This window comes from Streptomyces sp. NPDC097981 (assembly GCF_040302565.1).
In the GTDB taxonomy this organism is placed as follows: Bacteria; Actinomycetota; Actinomycetes; order Streptomycetales; family Streptomycetaceae; genus Streptomyces.
On record NZ_JBEORW010000024.1, the window covers coordinates 43301 to 68092 of the forward strand.

Sequence of the window (24792 nt, forward strand, 5' to 3'; positions counted from 1 at the left end):
GACTGTCACCTGTGAAACCCGTGAAACACGTCATCGCCCTCGATGTGGGCGGCACCGGGATGAAGGCCGCCCTCATCGCCAGGGGGCACCACCCAGCGGTGGCCGGGGGAGGAACCCTGCTCCACGAAGCGCGCCGCGCCACCGGCCGCGACCGGGGCCCCGACGCCGTCGTCGAGACGATCCTGGAGTTCGCCGCCGAGCTGTCCGAGCTCGGCCGCGAACGCTTCGGCGTGGCCGCCTCCGCGGCCGGCGTCGCCGTCCCCGGCATCGTCGACGCCGAGAACGGGATCGCCGTCTACGCGGCGAACCTGGGCTGGCGCGACGTACCGATGCGCGAGCTGCTCAGCAGACGGCTCGGCGGCCTCCCGGTGGCCCTGGGCCACGACGTCCGCACGGGCGGACTCGCCGAAGGCCGCATCGGCGCCGGCCGGGGCGCCGACCGCTTCCTGTTCGTCCCCCTCGGCACCGGGATCGCCGGCGCCATCGGCATCGCCGGCCGCATCGAGGCCGGTGCCCACGGCTACGCGGGCGAGATCGGGCACATCGTGGTCCGCCCCGGGGGCCCGGCCTGCGGCTGCGGCCAGTTCGGATGCCTGGAGACCCTCGCCTCCGCGTCCGCCGTCAGCCGCGCCTGGGCGTCCGCCTCCGGCGATCCGGAGGCGGACGCCGCGGACTGCGCCAAGGCCGTCCGGTCCGGCGACCGGCGCGCCCTGGACGTGTGGCTGGCCGCGGTCGGCGCCCTCGCCGACGGCCTGGTCACCGCGATCACCCTGCTGGACCCGCGCACGCTGATCATCGGTGGCGGGCTCGCCGAGGCCGGGGAAACCTTGTTCACACCACTACGGACCGCCGTCGAGGAGCGCGTGACGTTCCAGCGGCTGCCCGACATCGTTCCGGCGGCCCTCGGGGACACCGCCGGATGCCTGGGCGCAGGGCTGCTCGCCTGGGACCTACTCGCCACGGAGGTACCTGCCTGATGTCCGGAAGCGCACACAGCACCGTTCTCTCCGGCGCCAGGGTGGTACTGCCCACCGGGACCGTGGCGGGCGGCCGCGTCATCGTCGACGGCGAGCGCATCGCCGGCAGCGCCGGTGAGGGCGCGCGGATCGTCGACCTGTCCGGGCACTGGCTCGTCCCCGGCTTCGTGGACATGCACAACCACGGCGGAGGCGGCGCCTCCTTCACCTCCGGCACCGCCGAGGAGGTCCTCCGGGGCGTACGGACCCACCGCGAGCACGGCACCACCACGCTCGTCGCCTCCACCGTCACCGGCGACCTGGACGAACTGGCCCGCCGCGCCGGGCTGCTCGCCGAGCTGACCCGGCAGGGCGAGATCGCGGGCATCCACTTCGAGGGACCGTTCATCAACGCCTGCCGCAAGGGCGCCCACAAGGAGGACCTGCTCCGCGACCCCGACCCGGCCGAGGTCCGCAAGCTGATCGACGCCGCACACGGCGCCGCCCGCATGTTCACCCTGGCCACCGAGCTCCCGGGCGGCCTGGACTCCGTACGGCTGCTGGCCGAGCACGGGGTCATCGCCGCGATCGGCCACACCGACTCCACGTACGACCAGACCCGCCAGGCCATCGACGCGGGCGCGACCGTGGCCACCCACCTGTACAACGCGATGCCCGCCATGGAGCACCGCGCCCCCGGCCCGATCGCCGCGCTGCTGGAGGACGAGCGGGTCACCGTCGAGCTGATCAACGACGGCACCCACCTGCACCCGGCGATGCTGGAGCTGGCATTCCACCACGCGGGCGCGCACCGCGTGGCGCTGATCACCGACGCGATGGACGCGGCGGGCTTCGGCGACGGGATCTACCACCTGGGACCGCTGGAGGTCGAGGTCAAGGAGGGCGTGGCCCGCCTCGTCGAGGGCGGTTCGATCGCCGGCTCCACACTGACCCTGGACACCGCCTTCAAGCGGTCGGTGACCTTGGACAAGCTGCCCGTCGAGTCCGTGGTCCAGGCCATCTCCGCCAACCCCGCCAAGCTGCTCGGCCTGTACGACGAGGTCGGCTCGCTGGAGCCGGGCAAGTACGCCGACCTGGTCGTCCTGGACGCCGAGTTCGACCTCAAGGGCGTCATGCGGAGGGGCGAGTGGATCGTGGATCCGCTGGTCTGAGCGGGTAGCGGAGGCAGGCGGGCGGCACCCGGGGCTGGGCTGCCCGCACTCCTGTTTGGCATGATCCCGGCACACACCGAGACCGGGACCTGCCATGATCCTCACCGTGACGCTCAACACCGCACTCGACGTCACCCACCATGTACCGAAGCTGATTCCGCACGCCTCGCACCGGGTCACCACCGTGACCGAGCGGGCCGGCGGCAAGGGCCTCAACGTCGCCCGGGTGCTGGCCGCCCTCGGCCACGAGGTCACCGCGACCGGCTTCGCGGGCGGCCGCACGGGCGCCGTCGTACGCGAACTGCTCGCCGGGTCCCCGCAGGTGACGGACGCACTGATGCCCTGCGCGGGCGCCACCCGGCGCACCCTGGCCGTGGTCGACCGGGCCTCGGGCAACACCACGCAGTTCAACGAGCCGGGCCCGCTGATCAGTTCCGCGGAGTGGGCCGGGTTCCTCTCCCGCTACGAGGCCCTGCTGGCCGGCGCCGGCGCGGTCGCCCTGTGCGGCAGCCTCCCGCCCGGCGTGCCCGTCGGCGCGTACGCCACCCTCGTACGGTCGGCCCGCGCGGCCGGCGTGCCCGTCCTGCTCGACACCAGCGGCGAGGCCCTGCGCCGCGGGGTCGCCGCCCGTCCCGAGATGGTCAAGCCGAACGCCGCCGAACTCGCCGAACTGACCGGCTCCTGCGAGCCGCTCCAGGCCACCCGCGACGCCCGGCGCCGCGGCGCGCAGGCCGTGGTCACCTCACTCGGCCCGGAGGGGCTGGTGGCGGCCACCGCCCAGGGGACCTGGCAGGCGGCCCCGCCCCGCGCCCTGGCGGGCAACCCGACCGGAGCCGGGGACTCCGCGGTAGCAGGGCTGCTGTCGGCCCTGGTGGAGGGCCTGGACTGGCCGGACCGGCTGACCCGCGCGGTCGCCCTGTCGGCGGCCACGGTGACGGCCCCGGTGGCGGGAGAGTTCGACCCCCGCACCTACGAACAGGTACGGGGGTCGGTGAAGGTAACGGCGCATTAGGGCCGCGGCCCGGCCGTAGCCTGGATCAGAGCCTTTCGAGCCAGAGCTGGTCGAGGTTGATCTCGCACTGGTTCCCGGCCTCGCACGAGATCTTGATCGTGTTCGTGCCCTGCTTGAGCGACACCTGCGACCAGGTGTTGGTCCAGCCCTTGTCCCACTCGCCCGGCTTGGCCTGGGAGAAGTTCTTCATGTTGATCGGCCGGGACTGCGCCTCGCCGTTGATGGTCAGCGTGGTGCTGGCGTCCTTGCCCGGCACCCCGTAGACCATCTTCAGCTTGTAGTTGCCCGCCTTGGCCACGTCCACGGTCCATGTCGCCGCCGCACCGGGGGCGTTCAGGCCGCCCACGTACTGGCCGCCCGCGCTCTTCGCGCCCGGCACCGTGCCTTCGAGGTGCGCGCCGCCGGTCAGGGACATGCCGGCGCCCGAGGCGTCCGCCTTGGGCAGCGGGGCCTCCGGGGACTGCGAGGCGCTCGGCTCCGCGGACGGCGAGTTCTGCGGCTGCGCCGACTGCTGCCCGCCCGCGGTGTTGCCCTTGTCGCCCTTGTCCTTGTCCTTGTCGCCGAAGGCCAGGGCGGCACCGATGCCGATCACGACCGCGGCGACCACCGCGACGGCCGCGATGAGCATGCCCTTGCGGCTGGAGCCGCCGCCCGCGCCGTGGCCGCCGTGGCCGCCCGGTGCGGGGATCGTCGTCGTGGTCTGCCCCTGCTGCGGCGGGACCCCGTAGCCGCCCGCCTGGAGCGCTTCCGGGGCCTGGTACTGCGCCTGGTAGGCCGGCGGCTGCTGCTGGGGCGGAACCTGGCCCCGCTGGCCGCCGTACGTCCGTTCGCCGACCGTGCGCACCTGGTTGTACGAGGTACGGGGGACACCGGGCTGCGCGCCGGACTGACCGCCGACCCCCGGGCCGGGGTAGCCGTATCCACCGCCCGACGTGGGCGGGGTGGCTCCGGCGGCCTGGCCGTCCGCGTAGAGATAGCCGAACGGATCGTCGTCCTCGGGCTTGTTCGCCCCACTGTTCTGGCCGTGGTTCGCGGGCGTCGTCATCGCAGGTCACTCCTTTCGACCCACGGGAGCCTACCCCGAACAGGTGCACCCACGGGCGGTTGATCGCCTCAGCCCGCGCGGCGATGCGCCTTGGAACGCGACCTTTTCTCGATGTACATCCGCTGATCGGCCGAGCGCAGCACCTCGTCCGCCGACATGCCGCAGCTGGCCCAGCCGATGCCGAAACTCGCGCCCACACGGACCGCGCGGCCGTCCACCCGGATCGGTGGGATGATCGCGTTGCGCAGCCGGACGGCCAGATCGGCTGCGTCGGCCGCGCCCAGTCCGTCCGCGAGGACGACGAATTCATCACCACCCAGCCGAGCGACGGTGTCACCGTCCCTGACGCCCGTCGTCAGCCGCCGGGCCACCTCGATCAGGACCGCGTCGCCCGTGTGGTGCCCGAACCGGTCGTTGATCGACTTGAATCCGTCGAGGTCGCAGAAGAGCACCGCGAGCCCCTTCGACCCGTCGTCGACGTCGCTCGCGGGCGCCACCGTGTGCACGTGGTGGTCGTACGGGCCCGCGCCCGTGCCGGGCGCACCAGGCGTCCCCGGGGTGCCGGCGAACTCGAAGGGCTCGGGGTAGGTGTCGGGCTGAAAGCCGTGCTCGCCGGCACCACCACCTGTCTGGAGCCCGCCGGCGTGCCCCTCGTAGGCCGCGTCGAGCGCCTCCACGGCGGTGGCGCGGACCGACTGTGGCCTGCGGCACAGCCGCGCGCCGAGGCGGGAGCGCAGCTCGGCGCCGTTGGGGAGGCCGGTCAGCGAGTCGTGGCTGGCCCGGTGGGCGAGCTGGAGCTCGTGGCGCTTGCGCTCCTCGATGTCCTCGACGTGGGTGAGCAGGAAGCGCGGTCCGTCGGCGGCGTCCGCGACGACGGAGTTGCGCAGCGACACCCATACGTACGTACCGTCGCGCCGGCCGAGCCGCAGCTCGGCCCGGCCGCCCTCGGCGGAGGTCCGCAGCAGGGTCCCGATGTCCTCGGGGTGGACCAGGTCGGAGAAGGAGTACCGGCGCAGCACGGAGGCGGGCCGGCCCAGCAGCCGGCACAGCGCGTCGTTGGTCCGCAGCAGCCGCCCGTGCTGGTCCCCGCCCATCTCGGCGATCGCCATGCCGCTGGGCGCGTACTCGAAGGCCTGCCGGAACGACTCCTCGCTCGCGCGCAGCGCCTGCTGTTCACGCTCCAGCCGGACCAGGGCCCGCTGCATGTTCGCGCGCAGCCGTGCGTTGCTGATCGCAATCGCCGCTTGGAAGGCGTACATCTGGAGCGCTTCGCGCCCCCACGCGCCGGGGCGGCGCCCGTTGCGCGGTCTGTCCACCGAAATGACACCCAGAAGTTCCCCGCCGGACGCATACATGGGGGCGTAGAGCCGGTCCTCGGGGTGCCACTCGTCCTCGAAGCGCGGATCGGGGCCGTCCGTGTGCCACTGGGGCACGTCGTCCTCCAGGAGGACCCAGCCCTCGGTGTGCGGGATGAAGCGGAGCCCGTCCCAGCTCTCACCCATCGTCAGACGGCGTTCCCAGGAGGCTCGGGAGCCGACGCGGCCGGTGATCAGCGCTTCCGCGGCGGGATCGCCGGCGAAGGCGGCGACGACGAGATCCCCGTCAGGGCGTACGAGGTTGACACAGGCGAGTTCGTAGCCGAGGCCCACGACGATGCCGTCCACGACGGTCTGCAGGGTGTCCGCCAGGCTCCTGGCCGTATTGAGCTCGGCCACCACCTGATGAAGCTGCCGCAGGGTCGCAAGACGGACGTACGGCTCCGACTCGGTCTCCATTGCTCGCTCTCCCCGAGACCTCGACAGCAACTCCAGGTTTGTCATCGGCGTTTCGTTGCGGTGTCCCGTCCACTGAATCACAGTGAGCTGTGCGCCAGGTACACAGGGTCAACAAATCTTGCCCTCTGTGACTCAAGTCACATGAGATGAATAAAGGTAAGCGATGGCAGGTGCGACACCTGGGAGCGCTCCCCTGCATTCCCGGGAGCAAACGATACGCCCGGGCCCAGGGCGTCCTAGGTCAAGAGGCGGGGACGCGGCTCGGACTCGGGCCCGATGTGCGGCACGGGAGGGCGAGACTAGCGTTCCAGGCGTGCCGAAGACGACTCCTGTACCCATGCCTTTCGCCTCCACCCTTCATCCTGAGGGCGTGAGCAACGACGAGTTCCGGGCCGCGATGTCCCGACTGACTGCGGGCGTGTGCCTGATCACCGCACACGAGAACCCCCTGACGCCGAACGGCCCGCGCGGCGAGGACGTCGGCATGACGGCCACCGCCTTCATGTCCGTCTCCCTGGAGCCGCCGCTGGTCCTGGTGAGCCTGCGCGAGGGCTCCCGGATGGACGACCTGCTGGCGGAGCAGCCGCTGTGGGCGGTCTCGGTCCTCGCCGACGACCAGGTGCAGGTGGCGAGCCGCTTCTCGATGAAGAACCGCATCAGCGACCGCCTGCTCTTCGCCGGCCTCCCCCACGTCCGCGGCGAGGTCTCGGGGGCCCCGCTGCTGACGGGCGCCCTGGCCACCCTCGAATGCCGTACGGAGAACCGCGTCGAGGCGGGCGACCACACCCTGGTCATCGGCCGGGTGCTCACCTCGGCCCTGCCCGCCCCCGACTCCCCGCCGCTGACCTACTTCCGCGGCCGCTACCGCCACCTGACGGGCTGAGCCCCGGCCGGGCGCCGCGGCGGGGGCGGGGTGACCTCCGAGCCCGTAGGCTGAGAGGGGGCTTCCTTCTTCGCCGACGCGCAGAGGAGGCACATCATGCGCAAGCGAACACTGTCCGCGGCTGTTGCCGGACTGCTGGCCGTACCCGCGTTCAGCCCGCTCACCACAGAGGCCCGGGCCGCACCGCCGACGGAAGACGAAATCACCTGCCCGAACCTGGCAGGCGGGGCGGAATGGACGCAGTGCAACCCCGGATTCCCCCTCCAATACGGAGACAACATCTCGGTGACCATCGCCGGCACCTCGGCGGTCAAGATCGCCGATATCGCCCTCTACCAGGAGGACCCTCCTCCCGAGAAGTACATCAACAGCCTCGAATACGTGGGCGACGAATGGGAGTCCCTGTGGACGAGCACCACGAACGGCCGCGTGCTCGTGACCCTGCAGGCCCAGCCGTCCCTCGGCTCCGACATCGGCAAGACGCTCACCGCAACGGTTCGCGTGACCCCCGGCCGCGAGCCGGACAAACCCGCCACGCCCGGCCACCTGAGGGCCACCTCCCCGAGCAGCACTGTGTTCCACTCCGACAAGAAGGCGAAGAAGTTCAACGTCGGCCAGCTGGCCATCGGCCGCGGCCAGCTGAAGATCGTCAAGGTGGAGAAGCCGAAGCACGGAACGGCGACGATCCAGAACGCCAGGAGAGAGCTCGCCTACAAGGCCGACCAGAAGTACTACGGATTCGACAAGATCTTCTACACCGTGAGCAACGGCGGCAGGGAAGCAAAGGGCACGATCACCGTGGAAGTCCTGCCCTGAGACGAACACGAGCCGGGGACGGCAGGATCCCGGCCGATCCGGAAGAAGCCCCCCTCACCGTCCGGCTACCAGTCGCGGCCCGTGCGGCCCCGCTTGGTCTCGCCCCGCGCCTTCTTCTCCCGCAGTCGGCGTTCGTTGATCCCGCGCGGGATCTTCGTGGCGCGGCGCGCCTTGGGCGGCGGGGCGGTGGCCTCCGCGAGCACGGACGCCATCCGGACCAGCGCCATCTCCCGGTTGCGCAGCTGCGACCGGTGCTCGGAGGCCCGTACGGTCAGCACCCCGTCCACCAGCCGGGCGGCGAGCCGCTCCAGCGCCCGTTCCTTCCACACGTCCGGCAGCGCCTTCGTCGCGGCCACGTCGAACAGCAGCTCCACCCGCGAGTCCGAGGTGTTCACGTGCTGCCCGCCCGGCCCGGAGGATCGCGAAAAGCGCCAGGCGAGCTCCGCCTCGGGGAGCACGACCGAACCGCGGATGACATAGGGACCAGGCATGCCCCCTATGATCCCGCCCCGCGCGATGCCCGTCACGCGTATTTCCGCGGCGGAACGGGGAGAGGCAAACGGGGGAAGCGGCGAAGACGGACGCGCAGTGGAACCCGGCGCCCCCCTCTCTGCGTTATGAAGGTCAGCGGTACCTTGGCCACGATCTCGCGGCCAAGCGAGGAGGAAGGACACCAGTCAAAATGGCAGTAAGCCTGTCCAAGGGCGGCAACGTCTCGCTCACCAAGGAGGCCCCCGGCCTCAACGCCGTCACGGTCGGCCTCGGCTGGGACGTCCGTACGACGACCGGTGTCGACTTCGACCTGGACGCCTCCGCCATCGCGGTCAACACGATGGGCAAGGTCGTCTCCGACGGTCACTTCGTCTTCTTCAACAACAAGTCCACCCCGGACCAGACCATCGTCCACACCGGTGACAACCGCACCGGCGAGGGCTCCGGCGACGACGAGTCCATCAACGTCAACCTCGCCGGCCTGTCCGCCGACGTGGACAAGATCGTCTTCCCGGTCTCGATCTACGACGCCGCCGCCCGCAGCCAGAACTTCGGCCAGGTCCGCAACGCGTACATCCGCGTCGTGAACCAGGCCGGCGGCGCCGAGATCGCCCGCTACGACCTCTCCGAGGACGCGGCCACCGAGACCGCCATGGTCTTCGGCGAGCTGTACCGCAGCGGTGCCGAGTGGAAGTTCCGCGCGGTCGGCCAGGGTTACGCCTCCGGCCTCGTCGGCATCGCCCAGGACTTCGGCGTCAACGTCTGACCCCTGGCGTCCGCCGCCACCGCAGCCGAAGTCCCCTCCCGGCCGTCCGGGGAGGGGGCTTCGCCACGGGGTCCCGCCTACTTGGGCCGGCCCTCCCCGTACAGCCAGACGTCCCAGACCTTCTTCAGGTCGTGCCCCGTCTTCCGCTCCGCGTACGCGGTGAAGTCGGCCGTGCTCGCGTTCCCGTCCCGGTGGTCGGCGGCCCAGCCGCGCAGCAGGGCGAAGAACTTCTCGTCGCCCACCTCCTGACGGATCCGCTGCAGGACCATCGCGCCCCGGATGTACACCGGGCTCTCGGAGATGTCCTTGGCGGCGGGCGGGTCGGCGGGCGGGAAGGCGTCCCAGTCGGAGTCGGCCTCCTTGTCCACCGAGGTGTCGCCCGCGAGGAAGGCGTCGAAGTACTGCTGCGCGGTGGTCCCGCCGTGGTCCTCGGACCACAGCCACTCGGCGTAGGTCGCGAAGCCCTCGTTGAGCCACATGTCCTTCCAGGACTTCGGCGACACCGAGTCGCCGAACCACTGGTGGGCCGTCTCGTGCAGCACGAGCTTCTCGTCGGGCGCGCCGGAGAAGACGGGCTTCGTCTGCGTCTCCAGCGCGTACGAGAGGGAGTCGGCCGGCAGCACGATCGCCCCGGCGGTGCCGAAGGGGTACGGGCCGAACCTGCGGCTGCCCCACTCCACGATCTCCGGCAGCCGGGCCAGCGCCGGGGCGCTGGCGGCCGCCTCCCCCGGCGCGACGGCCTCGTAGAGGGCGACCCCGGACGGGGTCCGGCCGGTGGTCACCTCGAACTTCCCGATCGCGGCGGTGGCCAGGTAGCTCGCCATCGGCTCCCGGCTGTGCCAGACGAACTCGGTCCGCCCGTCGGCGGTGTCCGTACGGGAGCCCAACTCTCCGTTGGAGACCGCCTCGTAGCCCTTGGGGACGGTCAGGGTGATGTCGTACGCGGCCTTGTCGCTGGGGTGGTGGTTCCCGGGGAACCAGGCCATCGACCCGACCGGCTCGCCGACCCCGACGGCGCCGTCCGCGGTGGTGATCCAGCCCTCCTTGGAGCCGTCCGCGTCCGTGATGGGCTTGGGCTTGCCCCGGTAGTCGATCTCCGTACGGAAGACCTCGCCCTTCTTGAGGTCCTTGGCCGGCCGCACCGTCAGCTCCCGCCCGGTCCGGTTGTACCGGGCGTCCGCGCCCTGCACGGTGACGCCCTCGACGTCCAGGCCGCTGAGGTCGAGGTTGAAGGAGCTGAGCCCCTGCTCAGCGCGGGCGGTGATGACCGCAGTGCCGTTCAGCTCCCCGTCGGCGGGGTCGTAGTCGAGGTCCAGGCCGTAGTGATCGATCTGATAGCCGCCGTTGCCGGCCTTGGGGAAGTACGGGTCGCGCAGCCCGGACGCGCCCGGCCGCCCCTGCACCGTGCCGGCCGTGCACGCCGTGGTGAGGGCGAGCAGGGCGGCTGCGGCAGGGACGGCGAGGCGGGAGAGCGTACGGAGTTCCACGCGCCGATCCTATGTGGGCACGATGTGGTACTTCGGGCCGTTTCCCACGAGGGCCGGATTTCGCGGGTCCGGGGTTCTGCGCGACCGCCGCTTCCCGGCAGCCGCTCGACTAGTTCTCCAGCGCGTCGACGCCGGCCTTGGCGTACTTCTCGTCCAGGTCGCCGCTCGGGGCGCCGGCCACGCCGATGCCCGCGACCGGGGCGCCCTTGGCCTGCACCGGGGTGCCGCCGCCGAGGAACAGGGTGCCCGGGATGTCCTTCAGGTTCGGGGTCTGGGCGAGGCGGCCCACGAGCACCGAGGTCGGGGCGTTCCAGGACACGGCCGTGAAGGCCTTGCGCTGGGCCGACTCGTAGGACTGCGGGCCCGCGCCGTCGCCGCGCAGGGTCACGATGGTGTTGCCGTTGCGGTCCACGACCGCGACCGTCACCTTCTGGTTCTCCTTCTGCGCGGCCTCCAGCGCGGCCCGGGCGGCGCGGGTGGCGGCGTCGACCGTGAGGTGGGTCGTGGTGGTGAAGTTCTTCTCGTTCGTCTCGCCGTCCTTCTTGGCGACGACGGCCGGCGCGCCCTCGGGCTGCGCGGCGCTGGCGCTGACCGCGCCGAAGGTCCCGGCGCCGAGCGCGACGGCGAGGGCGGTACCGGTGAGAACGCGGGTGCGGGTGTTCATGTCTGCTGCTCCTGAGTACGTCGGCTCGTTCTGCTGCTTCAAGCCTGGAGCCGCACCCGGCACCCACCGGTCCCCGTACCGGCTCGCGACGGCTGCCGCACCGGCTGACCCGGGGGTCAGCCGATCGGTCGATGCGGACCGGGTACGGGTACGGATTGGCTGGTCGGCGCCATCGCGTACGACCAGGGACGATGGAGGAGCCAGACACCGACCCGGGAGCCCGCTGTGAGCCACGAGAGCCACGCACCGCCGCAGACCCCGCGCGCGCCGCAGGCACACCGGACGCGGCAGACGCGGCAGAGGCCGGAGAAGGACGACACGCGGGTCCTGGCGGCCGTCATGCACACGGCGTTCTTCCTGCTCCTCGGCGCCTCCGTGGTCCGCTTCCTGCTGCGCCACCCCGGCTCGCCGAGCACCCCGTGGATCATCGCCCTCAGCATCGCGCTGGCCCTGCTGTACGTGCTCGGCCCCGCGCTCGGGGCCGCGCCCACCCTGCGGCGGCTGCTCTGGCTCGGGCTGGTGGTGGCGGTCTGGGTGGTCCTGGTCGTCCTCGCGCCCAGCTTCGCGTGGTGCGCCGTCCCCCTCTTCTACACCGCCCTGCGCACCCTGCCGCCGCGCGCGGCGATCGTCCTCGTGGCCCTGCTGACGGTGTTCGTGGTGGCGGCCCAGCTCAAGCTCTCCCAGGAGTTCGACCCGAACCTGCTGCTGGCCCCGCCCGCGGTCGCCGCCCTCGCCACCGCCGTCTTCGTCCACATGGAGCGCCAGGCCGAGTCCCAGCGCGCGCTGATCGACGACCTGATCCGCACCCGCCGCGAGCTGGCCGCCACCGAGCGCCGCGAGGGCACCCTCGCCGAGCGGCAGCGGCTGTCGATGGAGATCCACGACACGCTCGCCCAGCACCTTTCCAGCCAGCAGATGCTGCTCCAGGCCGCGGACCGCACCTGGGACAGCGATCCGGCCACCGCCCGCGCGCACGTCCGTACGGCCACCGGCATCGCGGCGCGCGGGCTGGCGGAGGCGCGTCGGCTGGTCCACGACCTGGCCCCGCCGGAGCTCGAAGGGGGCGGCGGCCTCGCGGACGCGCTGCGCGCGCTCGACGCGGGCCCGGACATCGAGGTCCGCTTCCATCTGGAGGGCGTGCCGGCCCCGCTCCCGGACCGCGTCCAGTCGGCGCTGCTGCGGATAGCCCAGGGGGCTCTGGCGAACGTCCGCGAGCACGCGCACGCCCGGACCGCGGCCCTGACCCTGAGCTTCCTGGGGAACCAGGTGGTCCTGGACGTCGCGGACGACGGCGAGGGCTTCACGGAGCCGCGGGGGGCGGCCGGGGACCGCGGGCACGGGCTCCCGGCGATGCGCGCCCGCGTCCGCCAGCTGGGCGGCACGCTGACCCTCGAATCCACCCCCGGCGAGGGCACGGTCCTCTCCGCGGCGATCCCCTTGGAGCCCACCGGATGACGACGACGATCCTGCTGTGCGACGACCACGCGGTGGTCCGGGCCGGCCTGCTGGCGCTGCTGGGCAGCGCGCCGGACATCGAGGTCCTGGGCGAGGCGGGCAGCGGCGAGGAGGCGGTGGCCCTGGCGGCGAAGCTGCGCCCGGACGTGGTGCTGATGGACCTCCAGCTGGGCGAGGGCATCGACGGGGTCGAGGCCACCCGGCGCATCACGGCGGTGACCGACCCCCCGCACGTACTGGTCCTCACGACGTACGACACGGATGCGGACGTCACCCGGGCCATCGGGGCGGGTGCCACGGGCTACCTGCTGAAGGCGGAGCGCCCGGAGGAGCTGTTCTCCGCGATCCACTCGGCGGCGGCGGGCCGCACCACGCTCTCCCCGCCGGTGGCGAGCCGGGTGATGGCCCACATGCGGGGCTCCCGGCCGACGCTGACGGACCGCGAGCTGGACATCCTGGGCCAGCTGGCGCGGGGCCTGGGCAACCGGGACATCGCGCGGGCCCTGTTCATCAGCGAGGCCACGGTGAAGACCCACCTGGGCCGGATCTACGACAAGCTCGGCGTGGACACCCGCGCGGGAGCGGTGTCGGTGGCGAAGGAGCAGCGTCTGCTGCCCTGACGGCGGCGTCTGCGCGTCCGCTGACGGCCCCGCCGCCGACCGCCGGGGTGGGGGCGGCCGCGCACCCGTGACACCATCGGGTACGTGCTCGACATCGGCTACTCCCTCTCCCGGCGCTTCCCCGACCCCCCGCAGACCGACTACCGCAGGGCGGACGTCCACCTCCTGCGCCATGACCTGTTCTGCGGGGACGTCTACCTCGCCGACACCGTCAAGGACCGGGAAGTGTCCACAGCCTGGGGATGGGTGCCCGTACTGGACTTCGCCTGGGCGCTCTGCGACATCGTCGAGCAGCTCGACCAGGACCCGCGCGGCAGCCGCTCCGCCAACCGCCAGTACGCCGAACTCGACTTCACCGAGTCCACTGACCGGATGCTCTTCGAACGCCGCTTCGGGTGGGTCGACATCGAGGCCGACTGGATGCCGTCGGAGGAGGAGCCGCTGACCTTCAGCCACCGCCTGCTGCGCCGCGAAGCCCGCGACTTCCTGCACGACCTGATCGCGGACCTCGTCGACATGCACGACGGCCTCGCCGACAACCCCGTCATCTGGACCCTCCAGTCCCGCTTCCCCCGAGTCCCCGCCTGACCCCTGGCCGGGGATCAACGGGCACCGGCCCCACCGGGTCCGGGCCGCATGACACCCGCGCCACAGGCGCCGGGCCCGCGGGCACCGGAATACAGGGCCCGGCCGCAGCTCCGGCCATCAGCCGGGCCACAGCCGCCGAGCCCGGGGAGCGGGGCTCGGCCCCGCCGGGATCCGGGCCGCCGGCCCGGCGGACCCGCCCCCGGCGGACCCGGGGCACAGGCCGGCGCGGGTTACGACACCACCCGGACTCCCAGCTGCGCCGCCAGCGCCGGGGCCAGGTCGAAGAGTTGGGCCGGGCTGATCACCGCGCCGGCCAGGGCGTCCACCCCGCGCGCGATGTCCAGCTCCGCGGCACCCCGCAGATCCACGTCCGCCATCCGACCCCCGGTGAAATCGGCCCCCCGCAGCGCACATCCGCGGAACTCCACCCGCTCCAGCACCGCGCCCGCGAAGTCCGCCTCCACCAGCACGCACCCGTCGAAGACCACGTCCTTGAGCTTCGCCTTCCGCAGGTTCAAGTAATCGATCTTCCCCCCGCGGACCACCACCCGCTCCAGCACCGCCCCGTGCAACTGCACACCGCCCAGGCGTGCCTCCACCAGCTCCACGTCCCGCAGCAGCGCCCCGGACAGGTCCGTCCCCACCCCCCGGACCCCCTCCAGCACCGAGTCCAGGATCCGCGCCTTCGCCAGCCCCGCCTCGTCCAGCGCGCACCGCCGCAGCGCGCAGTCCATGAACCGGGCCCCGATGCCCTCCTGCCCCGCCAGGTCCAGGTCCGCGAACTCCAGCCCGTCGTAGTCCCCGTCCGGCTCCAGCCCGCCGCCCTCCCACGCCCTCAACTCCGGAAGCCGAACCTCCGGCCGCCGAGCCGCCTTCACCGTCTCCTGCTGTCCCTTGCGCGCCATCCCCCCATCGTCCCCCGCCCCACTGACAACGCCCGCCGGACCGTTCCGCGCGCGCAAGCGCACGACCGCGTCCTGGAGACCCGCGTCACCACCGGCAAGGCCGTCCTCGAACCCTGACCGGCACCCGCCCGCCGGGAATATCGGATGACAGCGGCCCGTATCCCCCCGTACCGTCCCCCGACGTGGACCCGCTCACCGAACAACAGATCCGTTCGTCCTTCGTGAACTGCACCAAGGGCGAGGCAGCCCGCCTGAAGCTGCCCCTGGACTTCAGCGAACTCCCCTGGGAAGCACTCGACTTCCTCGGCTGGGTGGACCCCGGCGCCCCGCTCCGCGCCCACCTCGTACGCCGGGACACCGACGGAACCCCCGTCGGCATCACCCTCCGCGTCCCCGGCACGAGCCGCACCAGCGCCCTCAAGTCCAGCGTCTGCCAGATCTGCCTCACCGGCCACGCCGCCTCCGGCGTCTCCCTCCTCGTCGCCCCCCTCGCCGGGGCCCGCGGCCGCGAGGGCAACACCGTCGGCATCTACGTCTGCGCCGACCTCGCCTGCTCCCTCTACCTCCGGGGCAAGCGGCAGCCGAAGCTCCGCGCCGGCCGCTACGAGGAGACCCTCACCCTCGCCGAGAAGATCGACCGAGCCCGCACCAACCTCGACGCCTTCACCGCCAGGATCACCGGCTGACGGCGTCCGCACCGCCGGCCCGGCGCAGCGGCCTCAGCCCTGCGCCGAGCCCAGCCGCGCCAGCGCCTCGTCCGTCAGCCGGTACACCGACCACTCGTCCTGCGGCCGCGCGCCCAAGGCCTCGTAGAACGCGATCGTCGGCTCGTTCCACTTCAGCACGGCCCATTCGAGCCGCTCGTAACCGCGCTCCACACAGATCCGCGCCAGCTCCGCCAGCAGCGCCTTCCCGTACCCGCCGCCGCGCACGCCCGGCCGTACGTACAGGTCCTCCAGGTGGATCCCGTGCACCCCGCGCCACGTCGAGAAGTTCAGGAACCAGAGCGAGAACCCGACGGCCTCCCCGTCCTCCGTCTCCGCGATGTGCGCGAACGCCGCCGGCCGCACCCCGAACAGCGCCTCCCGCAACTGCTCCTGCGCGGCCCGCGCCTCGTGCGGCACCTTCTCGTACTCCGCCAGCTCGCGGATCATGGCGTGGATGACGGGAACGTCTTCGACAACAGCGCTACGGATCATGCCGGCAGCCTAAGCGCGGCACACGAAACCCCCACCGGCACCCTACGGACGCCACCACCCCGGCCGCATCAGCCAAAAGGCCGCCTCTCGCGCCCCAAAACCCGGCACCCGGTACCTGGACACCCTTCCGGAACCCCGTGTACCAACTCCCCCATGACGATCAACGGCGGCATCTCCTTCTGGTACGCGACGGACACAGCCCCTCCGCAGCCCGGCGCCACCCAGCCACCCCGCGCCCCTCTCACCGGCCACGCCACGGCAGACGTCGTCATCGTCGGCGGCGGCTACACCGGTCTGTGGACCGCCTACTACCTCAAGTCCGCCGCCCCCGACCTCCGCGTCACCGTCCTGGAGCAGAAGTTCTGCGGCTACGGGGCCTCCGGCCGCAACGGCGGCTGGCTCTACAACGGCATCGCCGGACGCGACCGCTACGCCGCACTCCACGGCCACCAGGCCGCACTCCGCCTCCAGCAGGCCATGAACGACACCGTCACCGAAGTCATCGACGTGGCCGCCAAGGAGGACATCCACGCCGACATCCACCGCGGCGGCGTCCTCGAAGTCGCCCGCACCCCCGCCCAGCTCAGCCGCCTCAAGGCCTTCCACTCCGCCGAACTCGCCTTCGGCGAGACCGACCGCGAGCTCTACGACGCCACCGACACCCGCGCCCGCATCGACATCGCCGACGCCGTCGGCTCCAGCTGGACCCCGCACGGCGCCCGCATCCACCCCCTCAAGCTGGTGAAGGGCCTGGCCGCCGCCTGCGAACGCCTCGGCGTGGTCATCCACGAATCCACCCCCGTCACCGAGATCGCCCCCCGACGGGCCGTCACCCCGTACGGCACGGTCCGCGCCCCGTACGTCCTGCGCTGCACGGAGGGCTTCACCGCGGCCCTCAAGGGCCAGAAGCGGTCCTGGCTCCCGATGAACTCGTCGATGATCGCGACGGCCCCGCTGCCGCCCGAGGTGTGGTCCCGCCTGGGCTGGTCGGACGCCTGCACCCTCGGCGACATGGCCCACGCCTACATGTACGCCCAGCGCACCGCGGACGACCGCATCGCGATCGGCGGCCGCGGCGTCCCGTACCGCTTCGGCTCGCGCACGGACACCGACGGCACCACCCAGCAGTCCACGATCGACTCCCTCACCCGCCTCCTGACCTCCTTCTTCCCGATCCTCACGGGAGTGGAGATCACCCACGCCTGGTCGGGCGTCCTCGGCGTCCCCCGCGACTGGTGCGCCACGGTCACCCTGGACCGCACGACGGGCCTCGGCTGGGCCGGCGGTTACGTCGGCTCCGGAGTCGCCACCTCCAACCTCGCGGCCCGCACCCTGCGCGACCTGGTCCTGGGCGAGTCGACGGACCTGACCACCCTCCCCTGGGTCAACCACCGCGTCCGCCGCTGGGAGCCTGAGCCCTTCCGCTGGCTCGGCGTCCAGGCCCTCTACGCGGCCTACCGCGAGGCGGACCGCCACGAATCCGCGACCCGCGCTCCGACGACAACCCCCTTGGCCCGCCTGGCGAACCGCATCTCGGGCCGCCACTGACGCCCCGGCACACACGGAAGGCCCCGGACCACAAGGGCCCGGGGCCTTCCGCCTCCGTACGAATCCCCTCAGCCAGAAGCCTCTGACCTGGGATGGAGCCCCCTGTCGGATTCGAACCGACGACCTACGCATTACAAGTGCGTTGCTCTGGCCGGACTGAGCTAAGGAGGCACATGTGACACTGCGCAGCGCACAGAATCGCCTTCACTTTACACAGCGACCAGACTTCACCGCGAAGAACTTTCCGGGCTGCGCAACCCCTCCCGAGGACGCGGATCAGTTCGCGGACGTCGCGGGGACGCTGCATGCCGGTCATGCCCGTCATCCAGGCGTCCGGGTCCGGCAGATCGAACAGAGTCCGAAGTCACGCAGGTGGGAGTGCTGACAGGAAGGGGATCCGGGGGGTAGCGTCGGGCGGAAGTCCTGATTACTGGACTAGACCTTCCACTCGGATCGTCCGGCACGTTCCTGCCGGTTGAAGGGATTCATCACCATGGCTTCTGTCACTTTCGACAAGGCGACCCGGCTGTACCCCGGCGGCGACAAGCCCGCCGTCGACGAGCTTGAGCTGCACATCGAGGACGGCGAGTTCCTCGTCCTCGTCGGGCCCTCGGGCTGCGGAAAGTCCACCTCGCTGCGCATGCTGGCCGGGCTGGAGGACGTCAACGGCGGCGCCATCCGCATCGGCGACCGCGACGTCACGCACCTGCCGCCCAAGGACCGGGACATCGCGATGGTGTTCCAGAACTACGCGCTGTACCCGCACATGACCGTCGCCGACAACATGGGCTTCGCGCTCAAGATCGCCGGCGAGGACAAGGCGACCATCCGCAAGAAGGTCGAGGACGCGGCGAAGATGCTCGACCTCACCCAGTACCTCGACCGCAAGCCGAAGGCGCTCTCGGGCGGTCAGCGCCAGCGCGTCGCCATGGGCCGCGCCATCGTGCGCAAGCCGCAGGTGTTCCTCATGGACGAGCCGCTGTCGAACCTCGACGCCAAGCTCCGCGTGTCCACCCGCACCCAGATCGCCGCGCTCCAGCGCGACCTCGGGATCACCACCGTCTACGTCACCCACGACCAGGTCGAGGCCATGACGATGGGCGACCGGGTGGCGGTCCTCAAGGACGGCCTGCTCCAGCAGGTCGACACCCCGCGCAACATGTACGACCGCCCGGCGAACCTGTTCGTCGCCGGCTTCATCGGCTCCCCGGCCATGAACCTGGTCGAGGTCCCGATCACCGACGGCGGCGTGAAGTTCGGCGACAGCGTGGTCCCGGTGTCCCGCGAGGCGCTGTCCGCCGCCGCGGACGCGGGCGACCGCACCGTCACGGTCGGCGTGCGCCCCGAGCACTTCGACGTCGGCACCGAGGGCGGGCTGACCATCACCGTCAACGTCGTCGAGGAGCTCGGCGCCGACGGCTACGTGTACGGCCGCACCACCGAGGCGGAGGGCGCGCAGGACATCGTGGTGCGCGTGGGCGGCCGCCAGGTGCCGGAGAAGGGCTCGACCCTGCACGTGGCACCGCGGGCGGGCGAGATCCACGTGTTCTCGACGTCGTCGGGTGAGCGGCTCTCCGACTGACGGCAGACACAAGGTACGAGAGGGGTGCTCCCGGCCGGGGGCGCCCCTCTCGGCCATCCCGGGCAGACCGGTCCATTCAGCCCCACCCGTCAACCCCCGATTCGAAAAATCACGTCGAACCATCCCCCGACCGGGTGACTGAATGTCGCCGCATCTTCACCGAGCGCTACTCTCGCCCTCGTGACCCACACTGCCCGCCGTATCGGCCGTTCCCTCGCCCTGGTCCTGCCCGTCGTCCTGGTCCTGTCCGGGACCCTCGCGGTCACCATGGTCCCCTGGGCGGACAACACCCCTTCCCAGATCCTGACCGCCTCCGCCGAGGACGTGTCCGTCCCCGCGAAGCCGCGTGCCGCGCAGGACGTGCTGCGCGACAAGCTGCTGGGTGAACTCCAGCAGGGCGAGACGCCGGGTGACGTCCTGATGCACCTCCAGCAGGAGGTGGACCGGCGGCCGTCGCTGGCCGAGCACTGCGTGGGGATCGCGCGGGCACTGGGACGGGCCGCGGTGGACGTGTACGGCCCGACGAAGGCGCAGTCCTTCGCCCGTCCCGTCTGCGACACGGCGTACGCGACCGGCGTCGCCTCGATGGGCTGACGGCGCCGCCGTACTCCCCCGGGCCGGGGCCTCTACGCTGACGGCCATGACCGACGTACCTCCCGTGTCCCGCTCCTCCGTTTCCGCAGCCGCGTTCCCGGCCTCCCTCGCTCAGGCGCCTGCTCAGGCGGTCGTGCTGGCGGGTGGCCAGGGTTCGCGGCTGCGCCCGTACACGGACGACCGGCCGAAGCCGATGGTCGAGATCCCGGGGACGGGAGTGCCGATCATCGGGCATCAGCTGGCCTGGCTGGCGGCCGAGGGGGTGACGGATGCCGTGGTGTCGTGCGGGCATCTCGCGGGGGTGCTGCAGGAGTGGCTGGCGCAGGCGGATCTGCCGCTGCGGGTGACCACGGTGGTGGAGGAGGAGCCGCTGGGGCGCGGCGGCGGGCTGAAGTACGCGGCCCGGCACCTGCCGCACCCGGACCGGCCCTGGTACGCGACGAACGGGGACATCTGGACGCGGTTCTCGCTGCGCGAGATGGCGGCGTTCCATGCCGAGCGGGGGGCGACGGCGACGCTGGCGCTGGCGCGGCCGCGGATTCCGTGGGGGGTGGTGGAGACCAACGAGTTCGGGCAGGTGCTGGACTTCATCGAGTCGCCGCCGTCGCCGTATCTGATCAATGCGGGCGTCTACGTCTTCGGTCCCGAATTCGCGGCGCTGCTGCCGGACTTGGGTGATCACGAGCGTACGACGTTCCCGCGGCTGGCGCGGGAGCGGCGGCTGGCGGGCTTTCCGCTGCCGCAGGGGGCCTACTGGCGGGCGATCGACACGGCGAAGGACCTGACCGAGGCGGCACGGGAGTTGGCCGCGCAGAGCGGCGCCTGAGGCCGTCGACGGCGGAGAACACGGAAGAACGCAGAGGGCGCAGAGGGGCCCGGCGCGCACACTGCGCGCCGGGCCCCTCTCGTTCTTCCGTTCCGGTCCGTCCCGCCGTCAGCCGAGGAGGCCGCCGACGAGTCCGGGCTTCTTCGACGGCGCGTCCCCGTCGCTGCTGCTGCCGCTGCTGCCCGACGCGGAGGACGGCTGCTTCGCGGCGGACTGCCTGGACGTGCTGCCCGAGCTCTGGCTGCTGCCGGAGCCCGAGCCGGTGCCGGACCCTGAACCGCGGGTCGCGGTGGGCGACTGCGATCCGCTGCCCGCGCTCTCCTTGGTGGTGGAACCGGTGCCGCTGCGCCCGGACTTGGCGGCGGGCGCCGAGGCGCTGGCGGTGGGTTCCGCCGGCTTGGAGGGCTGCTGGGCGGTCGGCTGCTGCGGCCGCTGCGACTGCTGCTGCTTGGCCGGGGCCTGCGGGAGCGGGGAGCCGGGCAGGTAGTTGCTGGGGGGCTGCCCCGGGCCGGGCACGGTGACCACGGTGGTGGAGCGGACGGCGCCGCCGAGGAGCGAGCCCACGAGCAGGGTGAGCCCGCAGACGAGGGTGGCCATGACGGTTCCGCGGCGCAGGACGCGGCGGCGCAGCCGCCAGATCTCGGAGCGCGGTCCGAGGGTCCGCCAGGCCTCGCCGGCGAGGCGCCCGTCGAGGGAGTAGACGGGGGCGCCGGCGATGATCAGCGGGCTCCAGGCGGCCAGGTAGATGATGTCGGGGGCGTCGTAGGCGGGGACGGTCTTCCAGCTCACCGTCATCAGCAGTGCGGCGGACAGCAGAGCGCCGATGCAGGCGGCGAACCGCTGCCACAGGCCCAGGACGGTCAGCACGCCGACGATGACCTGGAGGAAGGCAACGCTGAGCCCGGCCCCGACGGGGTGGGCGAGGGCGAAGTCGCGCAGGGGTTCGGCGAGCGCCCAGGGGTGGAGGGTGCGCAGCCACGTGACCATGGAGCCGCGTTCGCCGCCGTCGAAGTAGACGGGGTCGCACAGCTTGCCCATGCCGGCGTAGATGCAGATGAATCCGAGGAAGACGCGCAGCGGGAGGAGCACGACGCCGAGGTTCATCCGGCGGCCGGGGTAGTACGAGGCCTGCCCGCGGGTGTCGGAGGGGGTCCGGCGGGAGTCGGCGCCGGGTCCGCCGTCGTAGGGGCTGCCGTCGTAGGGGCCCCCGTCGTAGGGGCCGCCGCTGCCCGCGTACGCGGGGGCGTACGGGAGGTCGCGTACGGGGGGCAGCGCGCGGGTCTCGTCCGGGGCTCCGTAGCTGCGCTGGCCGATGACGGTCGGCGTGGCCAGCGTGGCCAGCGCGTCCTCGGCGAAGTCGTGGGCGAGGTCGACGCGGGGGATGGTCTGGGTCGCGCCGCCGTCGCCCTCGTCGTAGCCGTCGTATCCGCGCCCGTGCTCGCGTACGGCCTGGAGGAGTCCGCCCATGGCGGCGGTGTCGCCGGGGGCGGACCTGCCGCTCCAGACGACGGGGGCCCGGCGGCGGCCGACGCCGGCGGCGACCACGGCGCCGCCGAGGACGGGCACGCGGCCGGGGGCATTCACGGGCTTGGAACGCGCGCTCGGGCTCGGTGCGAGCCGCACGCGGAAGCTGGCGTGGTTGACGATGACCTGTGCGGGGTCGCACGGCACCTTGACCATGCTCAGCGCGGGCTGGTCGTCGAACCCTGACGTTCTGGTGTCCACACTCATCTAACCGAGTGATCAGTGGTTAGGACACTGCCTTGACCGGAGCGATGTGTCCGAGACCCGTCAAGATCAAGCCACCCCGCCCGAAACGGGCGGGGTGGCACGCTCACGGGTCACGATCCGTGGGCCATTCGGCAGAGCTCAGGTGCGGGGCGTCGTGGCGCGGCGGCGGGCCGCCTCGTAGAGCACGACGCCCGCGGCGACACCGGCGTTGAGCGATTCGGCGCCGCCCGGCATCGGGATGCGGACGAGGTAGTCGCAGTTCTCGCCGACGAGGCGGCCGAGGCCCTTGCCCTCGGAGCCGACGACGATCACGACCGGGCCGGCGAGCGCCTCCAGGTCCTGGACCTCGTGCGTGCCCTCGGCGGCGAGGCCGACGATGGCGATGCCGGCCTTCTTGTACTCCTGGAGGGCGCGGGTCAGGTTGGTGACGCGCGAGACCGGGGTGCGGGCGGCGGTGCCGGCCGAGGTCTTCCAGGCACCGGCGGTCATGCCGGCGGCGCGGCGCTCGGGGATGACCACGCCGTGGCCGCCGAAGGCGGAGACGGAGCGGACGATCGCGCCGAGGTTGCGGGGGTCGGTGACACCGTCGAGGGCGACGATGAGCGGGTCCTCGCCGTTGTCGTGGGCGGCGTCGGTGAGGTCCTCGGGGTGCGCGTACTCGTACGGCGGGACCTGGAGGACCAGGCCCTGGTGGTTGAGCCCGTTGGTCATCCGGTCGAGCTCGGGGCGCGGGGCTTCCATCAGGTTGATGTTGCCGCGCTCGCCGGCGAGCTGGAGGGCCTCGCGGACGCGCTCGTCGTTGTCGATGAACTGCTGCACGTAGAGGGTGGTGGCGGGGACGCCGTCGCGCAGGGCCTCGAAGACGGAGTTGCGGCCGACGACCATCTCGCTGCTGCCCTTGGGGCCGCCGCGGCGGGGGGCGGGGCGGCGCTTGGCGGCCTGGCGGGCCATGGCGTTGGCGATGCGGTTCGCCTTGTGCTTCTTGCGGTCTTCGGCCTTGGGCGTGGGGCCCTTGCCCTCCAGGCCCTTGCGCCGCTGGCCACCGCTGCCGATCGTCGCGCCCTTCTTGTTGGACGTGCGGCGGTTCCTGCGCTGGCTGTTCCCGGCCATGACCTCTACCTGTTTTCGTTGGTGCTGCGATATGTACGTATGAAGAGTGTGCCGCCCGGAACCCCGAGCGGCACAACATGGCCGGTCAGCGCGGTCCGAGCGTCCAGCGCGGTCCGGCCGGGCTGTCCTCGATGACGAGGCCGGACTGCTGGAGCTGGTCGCGGATGGCGTCGGCGGTCGCCCAGTCCTTGCGGGCCCGGGCGGACTCGCGCTGCTCCAGGACGAGGCGTACGAGGGTGTCGACGGCGCCGTGGAGGTCGTCGCCGCGGTCGGTCTCCTCGGCCCAGTGCGGGTCGAGGGGGTCGAGGCCGAGGACGCCGAGCATGGCCCGCACCTCGGACAGGCGCGCGATGGCCGCGTCCTTGTCGTCGGCGGCGAGGGCGCTGTTGCCCTGCCGGACCGTGGTGTGGACGATGGCGAGCGCCTGCGGGACGCCAAGGTCGTCGTCCATGGCGTCGGCGAAGGCCGGCGGGACCTCCGGGGCCGGGTCGACGGTCTTGCCGGCCTTCTCGACGACGCGCTGGCAGAAGCCCTCGATGCGCGCGAAGGCGGACTCTGCCTCGCGCAGCGCCTCCTCGCTGTACTCGATCATCGAGCGGTAGTGCGGGGTGCCGAGGTAGTAGCGCAGCACGATGGGCCGCCAGGCCTTCACCATCTCGGAGACGAGCACCGAGTTGCCGAGCGACTTGGACATCTTCTCGCCGGACATGGTGACCCAGGCGTTGTGCACCCAGTACCTGGCGAACTCGTCCCCGAAGGCCTTGGCCTGGGCGATCTCGTTCTCGTGGTGCGGGAAGATCAGGTCGAGGCCGCCGCCGTGGACGTCGAAGGCCTCGCCGAGGTACTTGTGCGCCATGGCGGAGCACTCCAGGTGCCAGCCGGGGCGGCCGTGGCCCCACGGGGTCTCCCAGGAGGGCTCGCCGGGCTTGGCGGACTTCCACATCGCGAAGTCACGCGGGTCGCGCTTGCCGGTCTCGCCCTCGCCGGAGGGCTGGAGCAGGTTGTCGAGCTCCTGGTTGGACAGGCTCAGGTAGCCGGGGAAGGAGCGCACGTCGAAGTAGACGTTGCCCTCGGCCTCGTAGGCGTGACCGCGCTCGATGAGGCCGCGCATCATTTCGATCATCTCGGGGACGTGGCCGGTTGCGCGCGGCTCGTACGTCGGCCGCAGGCAGCCGAGGGCGTCGTACCCGGCGTTGAAGGCCTGCTCGTTGCCGTAGCCGATGGACCACCAGGGGCGGCCCTGCTCGGCGGACTTCGCGATGATCTTGTCGTCGATGTCGGTGACGTTGCGGATGAAGGTGACGTCGTAGCCCCGGTACTCGAACCAGCGGCGCATGATGTCGAAGTTGAGGCCCGAGCGGATGTGCCCGATGTGCGGGGCGGCCTGCACGGTCGCACCACAGAGGTAGATCGAGACGCAGCCCGGGACGAGCGGGGTGAAGTCGCGGATCTGCCGGGCGCTGGTGTCGTACAGGCGAATAGTCACGGCATCCAGGGTAGTGGGCCCGTGGCAGTGCCCCGCGACCCTTTACGGGGCGCGGGGGTGCTTTCTTGCCGAAGCGGTGT

General features: G+C 72.0%; 24 protein-coding genes and 1 tRNA gene. 14 read left to right on the forward strand and 11 right to left on the reverse strand.

The genetic code is table 11. From position 1 onward, the window contains the following. Positions 1-20: 20 nt before the first annotated feature. The 3 genes from ABTY04_RS23030 (at position 21) to ABTY04_RS23040 (ending at position 3140) form a co-directional block, all read left to right on the forward strand. Positions 21-977 carry an ROK family protein gene (locus ABTY04_RS23030; protein ID WP_352215336.1) on the forward strand — a complete coding sequence of 319 codons (957 nt, stop codon included), beginning with the start codon at positions 21-23 and terminating at the stop codon, positions 975-977. Then, positions 977-2128, forward strand: a complete 1152-nt coding sequence (nagA, locus tag ABTY04_RS23035) for an N-acetylglucosamine-6-phosphate deacetylase (protein WP_352215246.1) — start codon at positions 977-979, stop codon at positions 2126-2128. Before ABTY04_RS23030 ends, nagA begins: the two co-directional genes overlap by 1 nt. A 94-nt stretch (positions 2129-2222) precedes the next feature. Further along, a complete protein-coding gene (locus ABTY04_RS23040; RefSeq protein ID WP_352215247.1) occupies positions 2223-3140 on the forward strand; it encodes a 1-phosphofructokinase family hexose kinase in 918 nt (305 codons plus the stop codon). 25 nt (positions 3141-3165) lie between these two features. Here the strand turns inward: ABTY04_RS23040 and ABTY04_RS23045 are convergent, their stop codons facing one another. Together ABTY04_RS23045 and cdgB are read right to left on the reverse strand one after the other, a co-directional pair. Next, on the reverse strand, positions 3166-4185 hold the full coding sequence (locus ABTY04_RS23045) for a CBM35 domain-containing protein (RefSeq protein ID WP_352215248.1): 1020 nt from the start codon (positions 4183-4185) through the stop codon (positions 3166-3168). 68 nt (positions 4186-4253) lie between these two features. After that, a complete protein-coding gene (gene cdgB, locus ABTY04_RS23050) occupies positions 4254-5960 on the reverse strand; it encodes a diguanylate cyclase CdgB (RefSeq protein WP_352215249.1) in 1707 nt (568 codons plus the stop codon). 337 nt (positions 5961-6297) lie between these two features. On the opposite strand from cdgB, the gene ABTY04_RS23055 reads away from it, so the two are divergent. Then, complete coding sequence (locus ABTY04_RS23055) at positions 6298-6843, forward strand: flavin reductase family protein (RefSeq protein ID WP_352215250.1); 546 nt, start codon at positions 6298-6300, stop codon at positions 6841-6843. A gap of 96 nt (positions 6844-6939) precedes the next feature. Then, positions 6940-7659, forward strand: a complete 720-nt coding sequence (locus ABTY04_RS23060; protein WP_352215251.1) for an Ig-like domain-containing protein — start codon at positions 6940-6942, stop codon at positions 7657-7659. A 65-nt stretch (positions 7660-7724) separates the two neighbouring features. On the opposite strand, the gene arfB is transcribed toward ABTY04_RS23060, so the two are convergent. Then, positions 7725-8150, reverse strand: coding sequence for an alternative ribosome rescue aminoacyl-tRNA hydrolase ArfB (arfB, locus tag ABTY04_RS23065; protein WP_352215252.1), 426 nt, complete (start codon positions 8148-8150; stop codon positions 7725-7727). 191 nt (positions 8151-8341) lie between these two features. Here arfB and ABTY04_RS23070 point away from each other — a divergent pair, with 191 nt between their 5' ends. Next, positions 8342-8917 carry a TerD family protein gene (locus ABTY04_RS23070; RefSeq protein WP_352215253.1) on the forward strand — a complete coding sequence of 192 codons (576 nt, stop codon included), beginning with the start codon at positions 8342-8344 and terminating at the stop codon, positions 8915-8917. 77 nt (positions 8918-8994) lie between these two features. On the opposite strand, the gene ABTY04_RS23075 is transcribed toward ABTY04_RS23070, so the two are convergent. Both ABTY04_RS23075 and ABTY04_RS23080 read right to left on the reverse strand, forming a co-directional pair. Continuing rightward, positions 8995-10404 carry a M1 family metallopeptidase gene (locus ABTY04_RS23075; protein WP_352215254.1) on the reverse strand — a complete coding sequence of 470 codons (1410 nt, stop codon included), beginning with the start codon at positions 10402-10404 and terminating at the stop codon, positions 8995-8997. Positions 10405-10513: 109 nt separating this feature from the next. Further along, on the reverse strand, positions 10514-11068 hold the full coding sequence (locus ABTY04_RS23080) for a GlcG/HbpS family heme-binding protein (RefSeq protein ID WP_352215255.1): 555 nt from the start codon (positions 11066-11068) through the stop codon (positions 10514-10516). A 339-nt stretch (positions 11069-11407) separates the two neighbouring features. On the opposite strand from ABTY04_RS23080, the gene ABTY04_RS23085 reads away from it, so the two are divergent. The 3 genes from ABTY04_RS23085 to ABTY04_RS23095 all read left to right on the forward strand — a co-directional run bounded on the left by ABTY04_RS23085 (position 11408) and on the right by ABTY04_RS23095 (position 13731). After that, positions 11408-12523 carry a sensor histidine kinase gene (locus ABTY04_RS23085; RefSeq protein WP_352215337.1) on the forward strand — a complete coding sequence of 372 codons (1116 nt, stop codon included), beginning with the start codon at positions 11408-11410 and terminating at the stop codon, positions 12521-12523. After that, a complete protein-coding gene (locus ABTY04_RS23090) occupies positions 12520-13143 on the forward strand; it encodes a response regulator (RefSeq protein ID WP_352215256.1) in 624 nt (207 codons plus the stop codon). The genes ABTY04_RS23085 and ABTY04_RS23090 overlap by 4 nt, the downstream gene beginning before the upstream one ends. A gap of 84 nt (positions 13144-13227) precedes the next feature. Continuing rightward, complete coding sequence (locus ABTY04_RS23095) at positions 13228-13731, forward strand: hypothetical protein (RefSeq protein ID WP_352215257.1); 504 nt, start codon at positions 13228-13230, stop codon at positions 13729-13731. Between the two features lie 230 nt (positions 13732-13961). On the opposite strand, the gene ABTY04_RS23100 is transcribed toward ABTY04_RS23095, so the two are convergent. Further along, positions 13962-14636, reverse strand: coding sequence for a pentapeptide repeat-containing protein (locus ABTY04_RS23100; protein ID WP_352215258.1), 675 nt, complete (start codon positions 14634-14636; stop codon positions 13962-13964). A 182-nt stretch (positions 14637-14818) separates the two neighbouring features. Here ABTY04_RS23100 and ABTY04_RS23105 point away from each other — a divergent pair, with 182 nt between their 5' ends. Next, positions 14819-15322, forward strand: coding sequence for an FBP domain-containing protein (locus ABTY04_RS23105; protein ID WP_352215259.1), 504 nt, complete (start codon positions 14819-14821; stop codon positions 15320-15322). Positions 15323-15355: 33 nt separating this feature from the next. Here the strand turns inward: ABTY04_RS23105 and ABTY04_RS23110 are convergent, their stop codons facing one another. Beyond that, positions 15356-15835 (reverse strand): GNAT family N-acetyltransferase, encoded by a 480-nt coding sequence (locus ABTY04_RS23110; RefSeq protein ID WP_352215260.1) that lies wholly within the window; start codon positions 15833-15835, stop codon positions 15356-15358. A 153-nt stretch (positions 15836-15988) separates the two neighbouring features. On the opposite strand from ABTY04_RS23110, the gene ABTY04_RS23115 reads away from it, so the two are divergent. Continuing rightward, positions 15989-17383 carry an NAD(P)/FAD-dependent oxidoreductase gene (locus ABTY04_RS23115; protein WP_352215261.1) on the forward strand — a complete coding sequence of 465 codons (1395 nt, stop codon included), beginning with the start codon at positions 15989-15991 and terminating at the stop codon, positions 17381-17383. Positions 17384-17476: 93 nt separating this feature from the next. On the opposite strand, the gene ABTY04_RS23120 is transcribed toward ABTY04_RS23115, so the two are convergent. Beyond that, positions 17477-17554, reverse strand: a tRNA-Thr gene (locus ABTY04_RS23120). 322 nt (positions 17555-17876) lie between these two features. On the opposite strand from ABTY04_RS23120, the gene ABTY04_RS23125 reads away from it, so the two are divergent. The 3 genes from ABTY04_RS23125 (at position 17877) to ABTY04_RS23135 (ending at position 20385) form a co-directional block, all read left to right on the forward strand. Further along, entirely contained in the window at positions 17877-18965 is a 1089-nt protein-coding gene (locus ABTY04_RS23125; protein WP_352215262.1) for an ABC transporter ATP-binding protein, read from the forward strand. Positions 18966-19145: 180 nt separating this feature from the next. Continuing rightward, positions 19146-19559 carry a hypothetical protein gene (locus ABTY04_RS23130; protein ID WP_352215263.1) on the forward strand — a complete coding sequence of 138 codons (414 nt, stop codon included), beginning with the start codon at positions 19146-19148 and terminating at the stop codon, positions 19557-19559. 46 nt (positions 19560-19605) lie between these two features. Then, positions 19606-20385, forward strand: coding sequence for a nucleotidyltransferase family protein (locus tag ABTY04_RS23135; protein WP_352215264.1), 780 nt, complete (start codon positions 19606-19608; stop codon positions 20383-20385). A gap of 108 nt (positions 20386-20493) precedes the next feature. Here the strand turns inward: ABTY04_RS23135 and ABTY04_RS23140 are convergent, their stop codons facing one another. The 3 genes from ABTY04_RS23140 to cysS form a co-directional block, all read right to left on the reverse strand. Beyond that, a complete protein-coding gene (locus ABTY04_RS23140; protein WP_352215265.1) occupies positions 20494-22116 on the reverse strand; it encodes a DoxX family protein in 1623 nt (540 codons plus the stop codon). Positions 22117-22254: 138 nt separating this feature from the next. Then, on the reverse strand, positions 22255-23226 hold the full coding sequence (gene rlmB / locus ABTY04_RS23145; protein WP_352215266.1) for a 23S rRNA (guanosine(2251)-2'-O)-methyltransferase RlmB: 972 nt from the start codon (positions 23224-23226) through the stop codon (positions 22255-22257). 85 nt (positions 23227-23311) lie between these two features. Beyond that, positions 23312-24712, reverse strand: coding sequence for a cysteine--tRNA ligase (gene cysS, locus ABTY04_RS23150; RefSeq protein ID WP_352215267.1), 1401 nt, complete (start codon positions 24710-24712; stop codon positions 23312-23314). Positions 24713-24792 lie beyond the last annotated feature (80 nt).

Bases quoted from the DNA above. Each gene is read 5' to 3' on its own strand.
- nagA (WP_352215246.1), top strand. From the start codon at position 977: ATGTCCGGAAGCGCACACAGCACCGTTCTCTCCGGCGCCAGGGTGGTA.
- ABTY04_RS23040 (WP_352215247.1), top strand. From the start codon at position 2,223: ATGATCCTCACCGTGACGCTCAACACCGCACTCGACGTCACCCACCAT.
- ABTY04_RS23045 (WP_352215248.1), bottom strand. From the start codon at position 4,185: ATGACGACGCCCGCGAACCACGGCCAGAACAGTGGGGCGAACAAGCCC.
- cdgB (WP_352215249.1), bottom strand. From the start codon at position 5,960: ATGGAGACCGAGTCGGAGCCGTACGTCCGTCTTGCGACCCTGCGGCAG.
- ABTY04_RS23055 (WP_352215250.1), top strand. From the start codon at position 6,298: ATGCCTTTCGCCTCCACCCTTCATCCTGAGGGCGTGAGCAACGACGAG.
- ABTY04_RS23060 (WP_352215251.1), top strand. From the start codon at position 6,940: ATGCGCAAGCGAACACTGTCCGCGGCTGTTGCCGGACTGCTGGCCGTA.
- arfB (WP_352215252.1), bottom strand. From the start codon at position 8,150: ATGCCTGGTCCCTATGTCATCCGCGGTTCGGTCGTGCTCCCCGAGGCG.
- ABTY04_RS23070 (WP_352215253.1), top strand. From the start codon at position 8,342: ATGGCAGTAAGCCTGTCCAAGGGCGGCAACGTCTCGCTCACCAAGGAG.
- ABTY04_RS23080 (WP_352215255.1), bottom strand. From the start codon at position 11,068: ATGAACACCCGCACCCGCGTTCTCACCGGTACCGCCCTCGCCGTCGCG.
- ABTY04_RS23085 (WP_352215337.1), top strand. From the start codon at position 11,408: ATGCACACGGCGTTCTTCCTGCTCCTCGGCGCCTCCGTGGTCCGCTTC.
- ABTY04_RS23090 (WP_352215256.1), top strand. From the start codon at position 12,520: ATGACGACGACGATCCTGCTGTGCGACGACCACGCGGTGGTCCGGGCC.
- ABTY04_RS23100 (WP_352215258.1), bottom strand. From the start codon at position 14,636: ATGGCGCGCAAGGGACAGCAGGAGACGGTGAAGGCGGCTCGGCGGCCG.
- ABTY04_RS23110 (WP_352215260.1), bottom strand. From the start codon at position 15,835: ATGATCCGTAGCGCTGTTGTCGAAGACGTTCCCGTCATCCACGCCATG.
- ABTY04_RS23115 (WP_352215261.1), top strand. From the start codon at position 15,989: ATGACGATCAACGGCGGCATCTCCTTCTGGTACGCGACGGACACAGCC.
- ABTY04_RS23125 (WP_352215262.1), top strand. From the start codon at position 17,877: ATGGCTTCTGTCACTTTCGACAAGGCGACCCGGCTGTACCCCGGCGGC.
- ABTY04_RS23135 (WP_352215264.1), top strand. From the start codon at position 19,606: ATGACCGACGTACCTCCCGTGTCCCGCTCCTCCGTTTCCGCAGCCGCG.
- ABTY04_RS23140 (WP_352215265.1), bottom strand. From the start codon at position 22,116: ATGAGTGTGGACACCAGAACGTCAGGGTTCGACGACCAGCCCGCGCTG.
- rlmB (WP_352215266.1), bottom strand. From the start codon at position 23,226: ATGGCCGGGAACAGCCAGCGCAGGAACCGCCGCACGTCCAACAAGAAG.